We start from the raw sequence: 16,087 nt of genomic DNA, 5'->3' as shown, positions 1-16,087 counted from the left end.
GCTTCCGGAAAAGGGGACGCAACGATGTTCGCGAGGCTTTCCGCGCTGGTGCTGGGGCACCGCCGGGCCGTGCTGTGGGTGGCCGTACTGCTGGCGCTGATCGGCGGGGCCAGCAGCGCCACGCTCTTCGACGAGGTGAAGGGGGGTGGCTTCACCAACCCCGGCGCGGAATCCGGGCAGGTCACCCGGATACTCGCCGAACGCTTCGGGCAGCACGACCCCAATCTGGTGCTGCTGGTGCACGCTCCCGGCGGCGTGGACGAACCCGCCGCGCAGGCGGCCGGCACCGCCCTCGCCGAGCGGCTGGCGGCGGAGGACGGCATCGACGGCGTCATCTCGTACTGGACGGCGGGCGGCGCCGGCGGCGCCCCGCAGCTGCGCTCCGGCGACGGTGAGCGCGCCCTCGTCCTGGCCACCCTGGCCGGCGACGAGACCGAGGCCGGGCACCGGCTGGCCGAACTGCTGCCCGACTACCAGGGCGAGCACGACGGCCTGTCGGTCGCCGTCGGCGGCCCCGCCATGGTCACCAACGAGGTCAGCGAGAACAGCGAACGCGATGTGATGAAGGGTGAGGCCATCGCCTTCCCGATCATGCTCGTCGTCCTGGTGCTGGTCTTCGGCAGCCTCGTCGCCGCCTCCCTGCCGCTGGCCACCGGGCTGATCACCATCCTGGTGTCGATGGGCCTGCTGTGGGTCATGGCCCAGGTCACCGAGGTTTCCATCCTGGCCGTCAACGTCGTCACCCTGCTCGGGCTCGGACTCGCCGTCGACTACAGCCTGCTCATGGTCAACCGCTACCGCGAGGAGCTGCGGGCCGGCCGGGACAGCGCGACCGCCATCCGGGTGATGATGGGCTCCGCCGGGCGCACCGTGCTCTTCTCGGCCGTCACCGTCGCCGTCACCCTCGCCGGGCTCGCCTGGTTCCCGCTGCTGGCGCTGCGCTCCATCGCCTACTCCGGCATCGCCGTCGCCGTCCTCACCGCCCTCGCCACCCTCACCGTGCTGCCCGCGCTGCTCGCCGTGCTCGGCCCGCGCTTCGAGGCCGGCCGGGTGCTGCGCCGCCGGGCCGGCGCCGGCGACGCGAGCGCGGAAAACGGCTTCTGGCACCGGCTCGCCTCCCTCGTGATGCGCCGCCCCATCCCCTTCGCCACCCTCGGCACCCTCTTCCTGCTGCTGCTCGGGCTGCCCTTCCTCTCCCTCAACATGGGCTCCCTGGACGAACGCGCCCTGCCCCCCTCCTCCGCCGGCCGGCAGGTCGCCGAGGTCATGCGCGCCGAGTTCGACAGCGGCGAGAGCATGGCCGTACGGGTGGTGCTCCCCGACGGCGCCCCCGAGGCCGGACTCGCCGCCTACGCCGCCGCCCTGTCCGCCCACCCCGACGCCGCCCGGGTGGACGCCGCCACCGGCTCGTACGCGCACGGCACCCAGGTGGCCGAACCCGGCCCGCCGCACGCCGCGCTGACCGCCACCGACAGATCGGCCGGCACCACCCTCACCGTGGTGCCCGCCCCCGGCGACCAGGGCCGCGCCGAGCAGCTGGTGCGCGACATCCGCTCCGGCGCCGCCGCGCAGCCGCCCTCCCCCGCCCTGGTCGGCGGCCCGGCCGCCGTCGCGCTGGACGGCATCGACGCCATCACCGACCGGCTGCCGATCGCCGCGCTCACCCTGGGCGTCGCCATGGTGGTGCTGCTGTTCCTGCTCACCGGCTCCGTACTGCTGCCGTTCGTCGCCATGCTGCTGAGCGCGCTGGGCCTGACCGCCACCTTCGGCGCCCTGGTGTGGGGCTTCCAGGACGGCCATCTCGCCGGGCTGCTGGGCTTCACCGCCACCGGCTCCATCAACGGCACCGTCCCCGTGCTGCTGTTCGCGGTCGCCTTCGGCCTGGGCATGGACTACCAGGTGTTCCTGCTCTCCCGGATCCGGGAGGAGTACGAGCGTTCCGGGGACCCGACCGCCGCCGTCGCGCTCGGCCTGGAGCGGATCGGCCGCATCGTCACCGCCGCCGCCACCGTGCTGTCCATCGTCTTCCTGGCCTTCCTGGTCTCCGACATCAGCTTCATGAAGGCGATGGGCATCGGGCTGCCGCTGGCCGTCCTGATGGACGCCACCCTCATCCGGGGCGCGCTGCTGCCGGCCGCCATGCGGCTGGGCGGACGGGCCATCTGGTGGCTGCCCGCGCCGCTGCGCCGCTTCCACGACCGGTTCGGGCTGCACGACGGCGAACCGGCCGGGGACGGGCCGGCGGCGGGCGATGCCGTACACCGGGCGGAGATGTCCCGGTTGATCTAATCTGACGGCGTGGCCGAAGAGACCGATGTGATTGTGCTGGGCATGGGCCCCGGCGGCGAGTACGTGGCGGGCCGGCTCGCCGCCGCCGGGCTCGACGTGGTGGGCGTGGAGGCCGAACTGGTCGGCGGCGAATGCCCGTACTGGGCCTGTGTGCCGAGCAAGATGATGGTCCGCGCCGCCGGGCTGCTCGCCGAGACCGGGCGGGTGCCCAGCATGGCGGGCGACAGCGAGGCCCGGCCCGACTTCACCACCGTCGCCACCCGCATCCGTACCGAGGCCACCGACAACTGGGACGACACCGTCGCCGCCGACCGCTTCACCGATGCCGGGGGGCGCCTGGTACGCGGCCGGGGGCGGCTGTCCGGGCCCGGCCGGGTGGCGGTCAAGCCCTCCGACGACGGCCCGGAGACCGAGTACGGGGCGCGGGTCGGCATCGTCATCGCCACCGGCAGCCGCCCCCGCGTCCCGCGGCTGCCCGGGCTGGCCGGGTCCCCGTACTGGACCAACCGCGAGGCCATCTCCGCCGAGGCCGCGCCGCGCTCACTGCTGGTGCTCGGCGGCGGCCCGGTCGGGCTCGAACTCGCCCAGGTGTACGCCCGCTTCGGCACCGCCGTGACCATCGTGGAGGGCGGCGAGCGGCTGCTGGCCCGCGAGGAGCCCGAGGCGTCGCGGCTGATCACCGACGTGCTCACCCGCGAGGGCCTGATCGTGCACGTCCGCTCCCGGGCCGCCCGGGTCGGCTACGACGACGCCACCGGCTTCACCCTCTTCCTGGAGGACGGCGAGGAGCTGACCGCCGAACGCCTCCTGGTCGCCACCGGCCGCGCCCCCGACCTGGCGTCGCTGGGCCTGGAGCACGCCGGCATCGAGCTGGACCCGAAAGCACGTGCGCTCCCGGTGGACGACAAGCTGCTGGCCGCGCCCGCGCTGTGGGCGATCGGCGATGTGACCGGGGTCGGCCAGTTCACCCATGTCTCCATGTACCAGGCGCAGTTGGCCGCCCGTACCATCCTCGGCGAGCAGACACCGGCGACCGACTACCGGGCGCTGCCCCATGTCACCTTCACCGACCCGGAGATCGGCTCGGTGGGCCTCACCGAGGCGGCGGCCCGCGAGGCGGGCATCGACGTACGCACCGGGACCGCCGACATCCCGGCCAGCACCCGGGGCTGGATCCACAAGGCGGGCAACGACGGCTTCATCAAGCTGGTGGCCGACGCCCGCCGCCAGGTGCTGGTCGGCGCCACCTCCGCCGGGCCGGCCGGCGGCGAGGTGCTGTACGGGCTGGCCGTGGCCATCCAGGGCGAGGTGCCGCTGGAGCGGCTGCGCCAGATGATCTACTCCTACCCCACCTTCCACCGCGCGGTGGAGACGGCGCTCGCGGACCTCTCGTAACGCGCTGATCAACCCGGGGCGGCCCGTACACGTCCTGGTAGGCGCCGCCGCCATCACCCGGATCCAGGAGGTACGCGGGCTCCCGGCCGAACCCCCGTCGGCCGGCGCCCGGCCGCCCGCCGCCGCACCGGCCGCCGTCTCCTTCCACCAGGTCCGCTTCCGTTACACCGAGGAACTCCCGGAAGTCCACCACGGGGTGAGCTTCGCGATCCCGCCGCGCGGCATGACGGCCTTCGTCGGCCCGTCCGGCGCGGGCAAGACCACCGTCTTCTCGCTCATCGAGCGGTTCTACGACCCGACCGGCGGCCACATCACCCTCGACGGCCGGCCGCTGGCCGACTGGGAGCTGGGCGAACTGCGCGCCGCCATCGGCTATGTCGAGCAGGACGCGCCCGTCCTGTCCGGCTCGCTGCGCGAGAACCTGCTGCTCGGCGCCCCGGACGCGGACGAGGCGGCGCTGGCGGAGGTGCTGCGCACCACGCGGCTGGCGGCCCTGGTGGAGCGGCTGCCGGACGGCCTGGACACGCTGGTGGGGCACCGCGGCACCAAGCTGTCCGGCGGCGAGCGGCCGGGGGCACCTCCCGGCCGAAGGCTGGGGGAGGATCGCGATCGCCCGCGCGCTGCTGCGCCGCCCCCGGCTGCTGCTGCTGGACGAGGCCACCTCGCAGCTGGACGCGGTGAACGAGGCGGCGCTGCGCGACACGGTGGCGGACGCGGCGCGCGGGACGACGGTGCTGGTGGTGGCGCACCGGCTGTCGACGGTGACCTCCGCCGACCGCATCGTGGTGATGGACGCGGGGCGGGTGCAGGCGGTGGGCACGCACGCCGAACTCGTCGCGGACAACGCCCTGTACGCGGAGCTGGCGGCCACTCAGTTTCTGGCCGCGACCTCGTGAAAACGTCCGTGGTCAGGCAACGCTCACCTAAGCTACGAGGCATGCGCATTGGGACGCTCGCACATGTGGCGGGGGTGACCACCAAGACGGTGCGGTTCTACGAACAGGCCGGGCTGCTGCCCGAACCCCCGCGCACTCCTTCCGGCTACCGGGACTATCCGCCGGAGAGCGCCGACCGGCTGGTGTTCATCCGCACCGCCCAGTCCGCCGGTCTCTCCCTCGCCGAGATCGGCGAGTTGCTGCGGTTGTCCGAAAGCAGCCACCCGCCGCCGGAGACGGCCCGGCTGATCTCCACGCATCTGCACCGCATAGAGTCCCGGATCGAGGCGCTGACCCACACCCGGGACGCGCTGCGCGCCCTGCACGGCTGATCCCCGGCCTAATCCCCGGCCCGCCGCTGGCGGGGGAAGCGGCCCCGGTCGGCGTTCTCGACGACGGTGCGCTCGTCGACCACCACATGGCTGATGTCGCCGCGGCCGGGGATCTCGTACATGAGGGGCTGGAGCACCCGTTCCATGACGCCGCGCAGGGCCCGGGCGCCGGTGCCCCTGCTGATCGCCCGATCGATGATGGCGTCCAGTGCGGGCCGGTCGAACTCCAGGCGTACGCCGTCGAGTTCGAAGAGCCGCTGGTACTGCTTCACCAGCGCGTTGCGGGGCTCGGTGAGAGTGCGCAGCAGGGCCGCCCGGTCCAGCGCGGTGACCCGGGTGATGACCGGCAGCCGGCCGATGAACTCCGGGATCAGCCCGTACCGTACGAGGTCGGCGGGCTGGACCCCGGCGAAGGGGTCGCCGGGTGGCGGGGCGGCGGCGGCGCGCAGTTCGCCGCCGAAGCCGATGCCGCGCCCGCCGAGCCGGTCGCTGACGATGGTCTCCAGGCCGGCGAAGGCCCCGGCGGCGATGAACAGCACCTGGGAGGTGTCGAGTTCGATCAGCTCCTGCTGCGGGTGCTTGCGCCCGCCCTGCGGCGGGATGGCGGCGACCGTGCCCTCCATGATCTTCAGCAGCGCCTGTTGCACGCCCTCGCCGGAGACGTCGCGGGTGAGGGAGGGGTTCTCGCTCTTGCGGGAGATCTTGTCGATCTCGTCGATGTAGATGATGCCGGTCTCGGCGCGCGCCACGTCGAAGTCGGCGGCCTGGAGCAGCTTGAGCAGGATGTTCTCGACGTCCTCGCCGACGTAGCCGGCCTCGGTGAGGGCGGTGGCGTCGGCGATGGCGAAGGGGACGTTGAGGGAGCGGGCCAGGGTCTGCGCGAGGTAGGTCTTGCCGCAGCCGGTCGGGCCGAGCAGCAGGATGTTGGACTTGGCGAGTTCGACGGGGGGTTCGCCGCCGGAGCCGCCCCCTGCGGCGTCCTCGGCGGTGCCGCGCACCCGCTTGTAGTGGTTGTACACGGCCACCGCGAGGGCGCGTTTGGCGTCCTCCTGGCCGATCACGTACTGGTCCAGGTAGCGGTGGATCTCGCGGGGTCTGGGTGGTTCGGTGGGCTCGCTCTCGTCGGGCCGGCCGAGTTCCTCCTCGATCAGGTCGTTGCACACCCCGACGCACTCGACGCAGATGTAGACCCCGCCGGGGCCGGCGATCAGCCGGCGTACCTGCTCCTGGGTCTTGCCGCAGAACGAACACTTGAGCGAGTGGTCGGCGTCATCGTCGCGCGCCATGACCAAGTGTCAGCCCTCCTCGGAGCCCTTCACGACATGTCATCAGATGATCTTGCCACCTGATCGCAGGTGAGGACCCCGGGGCGGGCCGTCCCGTTACCCGGCCGCCGCCACCGTGCTCCGCCACCCCGGCAGCAGCTCGTCCAGCAGCGCCTCCGTCTGCGCCGGCAACGCCTGGGCCGGACCGTACAGATGCGCGTGATGCGCGACCAGCCAGTCGGCCGCGCCGCGCAGCCAGTCCGGCTTCCCGGTCGCCTTCGCCGACCGCAGCAGCTCGTTCCACAGCCGCTCATCGGTCGGCGAGGCGGCGAGCGCGGAACGGATCGCCACGTACGCCTGCTCACTGCTCCCGCCCGCCAACTGCTCGGCCGCCAGCTTCAGCGCGATCTCCGAGACCAGCAGCGGGTATTGCGCTTCCACGATCTCATGCTCCAGCCAGCCGAACCGGCCGCCCTCCCGCAGGCCCTGCAACAACGGCCCGCGCGCCAGGCTCAGCGCGTCCGTCAACTGCCGCCTCCGCTCCGCCGCGACCCCGCCGCCGACCGACACCGCCTGATGGTGCAGGGTGCGCAGCACATCCCAGTCCGACACGATGCCCGCCGCCAGCGACAGCCGCCCGTCCTCAGCGGTCAGCAGCCGGGGGGTGCCCGCCGCGTCCGTACCCAGCCACTCCCGCAGCCGCCCGATCAGGGCGTCCCGTACGTCGTCCGGCACCCCGCGCGGCCACAGCGCGGACGCCAGCACCCGGGGGTGCACGCCCTCCCGGTGCAGCAGCAACAGCGCCAGCGCCTCCCGCAGTTGCCCGCCGCGCTCCGGGTCCGGCTCCGGCAGGCCGGTCAGCTCGTAGCCGCCCATCACCTGCGCGTACACATCGGGCTTGCCGCGCTGGCTCAGATCCACCGTGAACGCCGGCCCGTCTCCCGGGCCCTGCCCCTCCCGGGTCAGCTCCGCGAACAGCTCCACCACCGCGGCGCGCTGCCCGGCGGGCAGCAGCTGGGCGGACAGTTCCAGACCCATCTCCGGCTCGGTCAGCACGCCACTCGGCGAGATCTCGAACTCCCAGGCGATGCCCGGCAGATCGGGCCGGTCCGAGGTCACCAGGTAGCCGATGCCCAACTGAGCGGAGACCGAGGCGAGTCCGGCGAGCCGGTCCGCCTGCTCGGGGGTCGGCACCGCGCCGATCAGCACCAGATGCGGCGCCCACTGCTGCTGCCTGGCCGGCCCGGTCCGGCCGGTGAGAATCGACTCCTGCCCGGTGTGCCGCAGCGCGCCGCGCCGCAAGTTGGTCTCGGTCTCCATGACTTCGAGCAGCCCGGCCACATCGTCCAGATAACGCGCCCGGGTCGGGGCCAGCGCGGTCAGCTCGCCGCCGAAGCCCACCAGGGTGACCGTCATCCGGTCCGCCCAGCCGCTGGTCGCCAGCTCGGCCGCGATCGACGCCAGCACCGCCTCCCGGTCGGCGCGGGCCCCGGTCACCGAGACAATGCCCGGCACCGCCTCCAGATTGAGCAGCAGCCGCATGTCATCGCGTACCCCCAGCGACACCAGACCCGGGTACGGGGCCTCCGCCGCCGGCGGCTCTCCGGTGACCTGGAGCAGGTCGCGCCGCACCGTCCAGTACGTGGCGGACTGGCCCGGCCGCCACGGCGCGGGCGGGCGGCCGGCCGGGGCGGCCAGCTGGAGATGGAGCTCGTGGTCGGTGAGCCAGGCCGCGTACACCGGCGGCAGCGTCTTGCCCTCGGCGTCGAGCGCCGCGGACAGGGCGCGCAGCGCGTGGTCCAAGAAGGCCACCGCGTCGGGCGCGGCACCCACCAGCAGGGCGTCCCGTACGTTGTGCGCGGCGGCCGATCCCGGCGCCAGATCGTCGCCGACGCCCCGGCCGGTCAGCGTGCCGGCGGCCGACGCCCACAGGGCGTTGCGACGGGTACGGCCCAGGGCCATCAGCAGCCCGGCGGCCAGCAGCGGGGCGCCGAGCAGCGCCTCGGGCAGCCCGAACCCGCCGTCCTCGGCGGGTGCTTCGGCCGCCGCGTCGTCCTGGAGCGGGGTGGTGTCAAAGGCCGGCAGCGAGGGCCCGCCCCCGGTCTCCTCGGGCGCCAGCCCCAGCTCGGGCAGGCCGATGCCGGCCTGATCCGGGCCGCCGCCGGGCGCGGCATCGGGGGCCGGGTCGGGGTCGCGGGCCGGGTCGGCGGACGGCCACTCGGTGTCCCCGGTGCGCTGATAGTCCCGGTACTCCTCGACCTCGTCCCGCGACAGCTCCTCGACGTGGGTGGGCATCTCGACGAGATCGCCGCCGTGGGCGTCGGCCGGCATCTCCAGAATCCACCCCGGGCGGATCAGCGACGCCTCGGTGAGCTTCGAACCGTCCGGCTGCACCCGGTCCTTGTTCAGCTGGTAGATCTCCTTGTAGCGCAGCCCGTCGTCCAGATGCCGCTCGGAGATCTCCCACAGGGTGTCGTGATGCCGGCCCTCCGGCGGCTGGATGCGGTAGTACTTGGTCGGCGCCTCGGCCGAATCCTCCTCGCCCGCCGCCTCGTTGGGCAGCGCCATGGCCGGCTCGACATCGTGGCCGCCACTCCCGTCGAGCCGGTACGCGTGCTCCACCCCGCCGCCCCCGCCGCCCGGGATCTGCTGGGCCTCCGCCACCACCTGCGAGGAGTTGCCGCCGTCGAAGGCCCCGCCGATGCCGCTCAGCCCCGGCACGAACGACGCCGCCGAGGCGGTGATCAGCAGCAGCATCCCCACCAGCTGCCGTGCCAGCAGCTGGCTGGGCCCGGCCCCCGGCACCCGGGCGGGAATCCCCACCCCGGACAGCGCCGCCTTGACCTCCACCAGCACACAGGCGGTGAACTGCGCCCAGGCCACCCACACCAGCAGCGCCAGCACCTTCAGGAAGGCGGTGGTGCTGATCTCGTTCTGGAGGGTGTCCAGGCCCGGCACGGTGCGCGGCAGCGGCCAGCCGATCAGCGTCGCCAAAGAGAACGGCACGCCGACCACCAGCGCGGCGAGGGCGACGAAGGCGAAGAACGCCTTCACGATGTCGCCGAAGCTGCGCCCGGCCTTCACGGGCACCGGCGTACGGTTCGCCATGACGTGAACTCCCCGATGGTGGTGGATCAGTTGATCTGGGCCTCGGCGGTGGCCGTGCCCCAGACCTCAAGCGGACGGTCGAAGAAGAACCCGGTGAACACCGGGCGGTAGGTCAGCCGGATCCGTACGGTGACCCGGTCCACGGACGCCTGCGAGCACTCGGCCGCGGCGATGTCTGCCGCGTTCATGCCCACCGAAGCAGCGTACTCGGCGACCCGGTTCGCGCAGTTGCCGAAGTTGATGGGGGCGTTGCCGAGCCCTTCCCGCAGCGCCTCCTCGTCGAGGTCCTGCGCGGCGTACCTGGCGGCCTGCTCGGCGATGTCGGCGGCCCGCTCCCGCTGCTGGATGGCGAGCCCGCCGTCCACCACGAAGGCGGCCAGCGCCAGCACCACGACGGCGAAGAAGATGACCAGCACGGCCCCCGACCCCCGGTCTCCCCCGGGGCCCCCGATCCGTCTCATCCGGACCTCCGATAGGGATCGATCGGCGAACTGGACGCCCCGGTCAGGGTGGAGGCGATCGGCACCCCCAGCATGTCCAGGGCCCGCACCTTGCAGCTGACCCGCACGCTGAACAGCGAGCCCGCCTCGTGCCCGCCGTCCGAGGTGACCTCGACCCGGACCGTACCGCCGACGCACACCTCGCCCAGCTCGCGCTCGGCGGTCCTGGCCGCCGCCGAGGCGGCCGAGACCCCGTCCCGCTCCAGGGAGCCGGCCCGGGCGGCGTCCCGGGCCGCGCCGCTGACGGCGCCGCGCCCGGACACCTGCTGGCCGATGGCGACCAGCACCAGGATGAAGGCGACCATGAGCGGGGCGAGAAACACCACCTCGATGGAGGAGAGGCCCCGATCGTCGCGCGGTCCGCCGGACATCACCCTCACCCCTCATCCGGGACGAAGCGCTCGACCGGCCCCTCCGAGGAGGCCCGTACGGTCATGGTCATGCCCGGCAGGATCGACGGCACGGTGGCGTGCACCTCCACCCGTACGGTGTCGGGCGCCGGCAGCGTGGTGTACACCGAGGGCTGGGAGCTGAACAGACCCCGGCCCAGCTGGTCGATGTAGTCGTAGGACTTGTCCCGCGCCTTGGTCTGCCAGCCGACCGGATCGGCGTCCGCCTCCGCACGGGCGGTACGGGCGCCGGCCTGGGCGGCGGCCTTGGCGACATCCTGGGCGAAGGAGTACATGGCGAACTGCACGGCGCCGAAGATCAGGAAGAACATCAGCGGGGTCAGAAACACGAACTCGATCGCCGAACCCCCGCCGTCGGCGCCGTCCCGCATCCGGCGGCGCAGCCGGCTGCCCGCTCGCTTGATCATCCCCGTACTCCCCGTGAATGGCTGGCCCAGGTCGTCTCTTCTGGATCTTCGTGGATCAGGCCGCGTCGTCGGATGCGGTGCATCGCAAGGCGCCCGGGGTGCCCTCCCAGTGATGTCCTTCGGGCAGTCCGGCAACGCTCCGAGGCTCCCCCAGCTTTCGGCCGGGAGGTGCCCCTGCACCAGACAACGCGGGCCTGACCGGCGCCATTTGTCAGACCGGACCTAGCAGTCGGCGTAACTGACCGCGCCCTGAATGCAGTCACCCACACCGCTGGCCCGGTCGTCGAGCGCGTTCATGATCACGGCCGCGACGCCGGCGACGATGCCGACGACGACCGCCGCGATGATGACCCACTCGATGGCGGAGGCCCCGCGCTCGCGGTCGGCACCCGCCGTCCGGGACCGCACCAGGGCAACCAGATAGTCGGCCACCGGAAAACGAAACTTCCTCATGTCACATACCTCTCAAGCTGGTCATGCCGAGAACACCCGCATTCCGGCGGGGTAGATCAGAAAGATCAGAAATCCCAAGCACAGCAGCAGCTGCGCGATCAGCATCGACTGCGATTTCTCCCCCGCGCTTCCCTCGATCTCGGCGAGTTCGCGGTGCCGCATGGTCTCCGAACGGGCGGAGAGCGAGGCCCGTACCTTCGCGCCGTCGTCCGCGACCAGCGCCAGCGACGCGGACAGGTCCTTCAGCTCGTCCACCCCCACCTCGTCGCCGAGCTTGCCCAGCGCCTGCCACTGGGTCAGCCCGGTGATCCGGGCGTCCGCCAGCGCCGACTGGATGCGGCGCAGCGCCCAGCCGTCGCTGACCTCGGCCGCCGCCTTGAGCGCCTCGGGCAGCCCGCGCCCGCCGGCCAGGCTCATGGCCACCAGATCCAGATAGGCCGCCACCACGCGGCGGAAGTCACGCCGCCGCTCCTTGGCGTCGCGGCGTACCTCCAGGTCGGGCAGGAAGAAGAACACCGCGGCGAACACCAGGGCCATCCACAGCGGGACGACGGGGCTGGCCCCGAAGCCGATCAGCCAGCCCATGGAGAACAGGAAGGGCCCGAAGAACAGTCCGGCAGCCGACAGCACCACCTTCGTCGCCAGAAAGGACTCCCAGGTGCGGTCGAGCAGCGCCAGGTCGGCGCGCAGCGAGCGCTGTTCCCAGCCGCGCTGCACATACAGCTCGGCCAGCCGCTCCCCGACCCGCTGCTGCGCCTCGGCGAACCGGCTCGCCTTCTTGCCCCCGTCCCCGGCACCGTGCGCGGTCGCGGACGGGTAGGCGGGGAAGGAGGCGGGACCGTACCCGCTGCCGCGGTGCCGCAGGGCGTCGATCCGGGCGACGGTGGCGACGGAGCTGCGCCGGGTGGGCAGCAGGGCCCGGATCAGGGCGTACACCCCGAGGCCGAAGACCGCGCCGACCACAACGGCGGTGGTGATGTCGGAGCTCACGACCGCACTCCCTTCTCGGGCCCCTCGGGTGCGGCCGGACGCTCCCGAAGCTGCTCGGAGGCGTCCGCCCGGGACATGAACCGCTCGGGCACCTCGATCTTGGCCAGCCGCCGCATCCACCAGAAGCCGAGGCCGAACAGGCCGCAGACGATGGCGAGTACGGCCTGGCCGAGGGTGTCGCCGAACGGTTCGACAAAGCTGGGGTTGAAGATGGCGAGCCCGAGCGGAAAGGCGACGGACACGCCGACCACGATCTGCACACTGCGCCGGGTGGAGGCGCGTTGCGCCATGACCCGCTGGCGCATGTCCACTTCCTCCCGCGCCGACTTGGCGAGCGCGCCCAGCACTTCACGCAGCCCCGGCCCACGCAGCCGGGCATTGAGTATCAAGGAGGCAATAATGATATCCGCCGAGGAATCATCCAGTTCCTCCGCGAATTCCTGCAATGCCTCGGGCAGCGGCATCCGCGAACGCAGCCGGTCCACCAGGTTGTTGAGCGGTACGCGCAGCGCGGGGGCGGCGGCGCGGGCCGAGGAGGGGATGGCCTGTTCGAGGCCGACCGCGCCGGCGATGGTGTCGCGCAGCGACTCGGTCCAGCCGGCCAGCGCCTCCACCCGGCGCATGTTGGCGCGTTCCTCGGCGGCACCGCCGAACAGCTTGTCCCAGCTGAAGACGAGCAGCGCGGTGCCGATGGCGGCGATGGGCCAGCGGGTGAGCAGCAGCACCAGCAGGGCGGCGGCCCCGGCGATGGTGCCGCGACGGCCGGCGAACCGGGCGAGTTCGGCGGTACGGCGCTCGGCGCGGGCGCGTTCCTCGGCGGTCTTGGGCGGGATGCCGCGCAGGGCGGTCACCAGCAGCGCGATACCGCCGCCGACGGCGACGCCGCAGACCAGCGCGTACAGGGCGGTGAGCGAGAACATCCCCGATCCACTCATGCGCCGCTCACCCCCAGGCCCCTCGATAGCCGTGCATCGCCAGTTCCTCACCGCAGGACAGCGCGGCGTGGGCGCGCGGCACACCGTCCGGACCCTCGGCGAAGACCTCGCTGGAGAGCACCCGGCCGTCCACGCCGTTGACCTCACGGATGGAGGAGACCAGCCGGTGCAGCTTGCCGCCCTGGGCGTAGGTGTTGCGGCGCTCGATGAAGACCACGAAGTTGACGGCGCCGGCGATCAGCATCTGGCTGGCCTCGATGGGCAGCCGCTCACTGGCCTGCAACGCGTAGGTCGAAATGCGGTTGAAGACCTCGGCGGAGGAATTGGCATGGATGGTCGACAACGACCCGTCGTTCCCCTGCGACATGGCGTTGAGCATGGTGACGATCTCATCGCCCAGCACCTCGCCCACGATGACGCGCGAGGGGTTCATGCGCAGCGAGCGGCGTACCAGCTCGGCCATGGAGATGAGCCCCTGCCCCTCGGAGTTGGGCAGCCGCTCCTCGAAGGCGACCACGTTGGGGTGCAGTTCGGGAAACTGGTCGAGCCCCAGCTCCAGGGCCCGCTCCACGGTGATGAGCCGCTCCTCGGCGGGGATCTCATTGGCCAGGGCCCGCAGCAGGGTGGTTTTCCCGGCGTTGGTGGACCCGGCGATCATGATGTTCTTCCTGGCCCGGACGGCGGCGCTGAGGAACGTCCCCAACTCCGGTGTGAGGGTGCCGTTTCCGACGAGATCGGCGAGAAAGACCTTCCCCAGCCGGGCCCGCCGGATGGACAGGGCGGGCCGCCGGGTGACGTCCATGACGGCGGAGAGCCGCGACCCGTCGGGCAGCCGCAGGTCCAGCTGCGGATTGGCGGAGTCGAACGGCCGGGAGGAGAGCCCCGAATAGGCGCCGAGAATCTGGATGAGCTCGATCAGCTCCTCGTCACTCTCGGCGACCGGATCCCCCCGGACCTCCCGCCCGTCGGAGTAGCCTATGAATACCTGGTCGCACCCATTGATATCGATGTTCTCCACATCGGTGTCGTCGAGCAGCGGCTGCAACCGCCCCACCCCGAAGAGCGCGGCGTGCACGGCCGACGCGTAATCCTCCTCGGACTGCGCGTCCAGCGGCGCCCGGCCCTCGGATATCTCGGCCCGCGCGTACTCCTCCAGCACCCGCGCGATGACGGCGCGCGCGTAATGCCGCTCGTCCTCGGAGGTCATCGGCCGTACGCCGCTGGCCTGGTCGATGCGCCGCTGCTCGGCGAGCCGGTCGCCCGCCTCCTGCCGGAACCGCTTCACCAGCTGGTGATTGACCTCGCTCATGCGCCGGCCCCCGGCTGACCGTAGGACGGCGGCGGGGCGTAGGCCGTGGCCTGCTGCGGAACAGTGGGCCGGACCGGGCCGGGACCGCTGGGCGTGAGGTCGCCCCGGTAGGTCTGGTGCAGATCGGTGACGACCTTGCGCGCCGACCGCACCAGCAGCGACTTGTCGAGCCGGCCGCGCTTGCGCCCGGCCAGCTGTTCGGCGCCGGTGCGGTCCTCGGCGATCAGCCCGATGACCCGGGCGCCGCTCTGCGAGGCGATGAGCATCTCGTTCACCTGCGTGGCGATCTTGGCGCCGTGCTGCGGCTCGGCGATCAGCAGCACCCCGATCCGGGGCTGTCCCAGATGCGAGGTGCCGCGCTGCTGCCCGTGCAGCTTGTTGTGCAACGCGGCGGCCCGGTCCCGTACATGGGCGATGTTCTCCGGCTGCCCCCGGGCGACGAGCAGCAGCAGCGCGGCGTGCGGCAGCAGCGCCTGCGCCGGGGAATGCGCGTCCAGCCGGCCCAGATCCGCGAGCACATCGGCGGCGGCCTCCTGGTACGGGGACTGCGCCAGCTCGGCGAACGCCCGCCCCAGCGCGCCCCATTGGCCGGTGAGCCCACCCGACTGATCGGAGGAGGCAAGGCCGATGATGACGTCGAGCCCGCCCGCCATGCGCTGCGCGTGGTCCCACAACTGCTCGGCGGCGATCCCGCGCCGGGCGGTGGCGGCGAGCGACAGTATCCCGGTACCGGGATCGAGCGGCCGGCCGCCCGCGCCGACCGACCGGTAGACGAGATCCCCGCCGGCCGGATCGGCCTCGGCGAGCAGCACCCGGCGCGGCCACAGCGCGGCCAGCGCGACAGCCGTGGTGGTGACCCCCGGGGCCCCCTTGTCCGCGGCCAGTGCGATCAGCGCCATCTGCTCAGCTTCTCCCTGTCACTTACTTGCTGGCGGCGATGACGACGAGCGAGACCTCACCGGCGGAGGCGGCCCGGGTCAGCGCGGCGGCATCCGACCGCGCGACCCGCAGGGTCACGGGGAGCGAGGTGTTGCCGATGGAGTCCCCGCTGCCGTGCACGACGGACACATGGGCCTCCTCGGTGATGACCGCCTGCTGCGGAGTGCTCTCCGCATCCCCGTTGTTCCGCTCCCGCCCGACCCAGTAAGCGGCGACGGTGTCCCCCGCTTTGAGCCCGGCGGGGAACTGCCCCGGCTGAAGGGAAACTCCGACAATGACCTCGTCATCGGGAAGGGTCTCTTCTCCGGTCAGCATTTCCCCGACCAGAAGAGTGCCGCCCACCAGATCGGTGGCGGCCCGGAGTTCATCCTTCAACTGCCCCCGCTGTTCCCAGCGCACATAGTTGACGGACGAATCGTCGGCGACCAGCACCGGTGTCATGGCGGATTCCGGAATGGTCCCCCCCATCGGCACCCGCTCCGTGATCTTGATCGCCTCGATCCGGTCCCCCGCCTGCATGACCAGCATCGTCGCCCCCAGCGCCCCGGCCAGCACCAACAGGGCGGCAAGAGCGGCCAGCGCCGGCTTCCGCTCCCGCGGCGGGGCGGGCAGCCGATCCCCCATCACCGGCCCGGCAGCGATGGACTTCTTCGCGGCCGCAGATGCCCGGTCCTGAGTTCTCATGCGATCATCCCCGCCATCGAAATGCCCAAGCAAAGGTGCAATCTTTACATCTCCCGTTAAGCCGTCGAAACGCTATCAGCCACTCCGGACACCCAACAACGCCACCGGCGTCACACCTGGGCAACAGCTCCGCGAC

The 16,087-nt window shown here is 72.3% G+C and carries 14 protein-coding genes and 1 pseudogene; 4 read left to right on the top strand and 11 right to left on the bottom strand.

The window, feature by feature from the left end; genetic code table 11:
- Window positions 1-24 precede the first annotated feature (24 nt).
- The 4 genes and pseudogenes from AC5WRL_RS14800 to AC5WRL_RS14785 all read left to right on the top strand — a co-directional run bounded on the left by AC5WRL_RS14800 (window position 25) and on the right by AC5WRL_RS14785 (window position 4,951).
- Entirely contained in the window at window positions 25-2,289 is a 2,265-nt protein-coding gene (locus tag AC5WRL_RS14800) for an MMPL family transporter (RefSeq protein WP_496088965.1), read from the top strand.
- Between the two features lie 9 nt (window positions 2,290-2,298).
- Entirely contained in the window at window positions 2,299-3,684 is a 1,386-nt protein-coding gene (locus tag AC5WRL_RS14795; RefSeq protein ID WP_496088964.1) for a dihydrolipoyl dehydrogenase family protein, read from the top strand.
- A 40-nt stretch (window positions 3,685-3,724) separates the two neighbouring features.
- Window positions 3,725-4,580: pseudogene (locus AC5WRL_RS14790) on the top strand (ABC transporter ATP-binding protein); the annotation flags it as partial.
- Window positions 4,581-4,621: 41 nt separating this feature from the next.
- Window positions 4,622-4,951 carry a heavy metal-responsive transcriptional regulator gene (locus tag AC5WRL_RS14785; RefSeq protein WP_496088963.1) on the top strand — a complete coding sequence of 110 codons (330 nt, stop codon included), beginning with the start codon at window positions 4,622-4,624 and terminating at the stop codon, window positions 4,949-4,951.
- An 8-nt stretch (window positions 4,952-4,959) separates the two neighbouring features.
- On the opposite strand, the gene clpX is transcribed toward AC5WRL_RS14785, so the two are convergent.
- From clpX to AC5WRL_RS14730, 11 genes are all read right to left on the bottom strand, one after another.
- On the bottom strand, window positions 4,960-6,237 hold the full coding sequence (gene clpX / locus AC5WRL_RS14780; RefSeq protein ID WP_496088962.1) for an ATP-dependent Clp protease ATP-binding subunit ClpX: 1,278 nt from the start codon (window positions 6,235-6,237) through the stop codon (window positions 4,960-4,962).
- Window positions 6,238-6,333: 96 nt separating this feature from the next.
- Window positions 6,334-9,324 (bottom strand): AfsR/SARP family transcriptional regulator, encoded by a 2,991-nt coding sequence (locus AC5WRL_RS14775; RefSeq protein ID WP_496088961.1) that lies wholly within the window; start codon window positions 9,322-9,324, stop codon window positions 6,334-6,336.
- A gap of 26 nt (window positions 9,325-9,350) precedes the next feature.
- Window positions 9,351-9,785 (bottom strand): Tad domain-containing protein, encoded by a 435-nt coding sequence (locus AC5WRL_RS14770; RefSeq protein ID WP_496088960.1) that lies wholly within the window; start codon window positions 9,783-9,785, stop codon window positions 9,351-9,353.
- Window positions 9,782-10,195 carry a TadE/TadG family type IV pilus assembly protein gene (locus AC5WRL_RS14765; RefSeq protein WP_496088959.1) on the bottom strand — a complete coding sequence of 138 codons (414 nt, stop codon included), beginning with the start codon at window positions 10,193-10,195 and terminating at the stop codon, window positions 9,782-9,784. The genes AC5WRL_RS14770 and AC5WRL_RS14765 overlap by 4 nt, the downstream gene beginning before the upstream one ends.
- Window positions 10,196-10,200: 5 nt before the next feature.
- A complete protein-coding gene (locus tag AC5WRL_RS14760) occupies window positions 10,201-10,641 on the bottom strand; it encodes a TadE family protein (RefSeq protein ID WP_496088958.1) in 441 nt (146 codons plus the stop codon).
- A 222-nt stretch (window positions 10,642-10,863) separates the two neighbouring features.
- On the bottom strand, window positions 10,864-11,094 hold the full coding sequence (locus AC5WRL_RS14755) for a hypothetical protein (RefSeq protein WP_496088957.1): 231 nt from the start codon (window positions 11,092-11,094) through the stop codon (window positions 10,864-10,866).
- Between the two features lie 21 nt (window positions 11,095-11,115).
- A complete protein-coding gene (locus AC5WRL_RS14750; RefSeq protein ID WP_496088956.1) occupies window positions 11,116-12,084 on the bottom strand; it encodes a type II secretion system F family protein in 969 nt (322 codons plus the stop codon).
- The gene (locus tag AC5WRL_RS14745; RefSeq protein ID WP_496088955.1) at window positions 12,081-13,019 is read right to left on the bottom strand and encodes a type II secretion system F family protein; all 939 of its coding nucleotides are present in this window, start codon (window positions 13,017-13,019) and stop codon (window positions 12,081-12,083) included. The genes AC5WRL_RS14750 and AC5WRL_RS14745 overlap by 4 nt, the downstream gene beginning before the upstream one ends.
- A 7-nt stretch (window positions 13,020-13,026) precedes the next feature.
- On the bottom strand, window positions 13,027-14,328 hold the full coding sequence (locus AC5WRL_RS14740; protein WP_496088954.1) for a TadA family conjugal transfer-associated ATPase: 1,302 nt from the start codon (window positions 14,326-14,328) through the stop codon (window positions 13,027-13,029).
- Window positions 14,325-15,227 (bottom strand): hypothetical protein, encoded by a 903-nt coding sequence (locus AC5WRL_RS14735; RefSeq protein WP_496088953.1) that lies wholly within the window; start codon window positions 15,225-15,227, stop codon window positions 14,325-14,327. The genes AC5WRL_RS14740 and AC5WRL_RS14735 overlap by 4 nt, the downstream gene beginning before the upstream one ends.
- Before the next feature lie 22 nt (window positions 15,228-15,249).
- Window positions 15,250-15,951 (bottom strand): hypothetical protein, encoded by a 702-nt coding sequence (locus AC5WRL_RS14730; RefSeq protein ID WP_496088952.1) that lies wholly within the window; start codon window positions 15,949-15,951, stop codon window positions 15,250-15,252.
- Window positions 15,952-16,087: the final 136 nt, after the last annotated feature.

The organism is Streptomyces sp. NTD107, from assembly GCF_059510435.1.
This window is presented reverse-complemented; position numbering and strand designations above follow the sequence as displayed.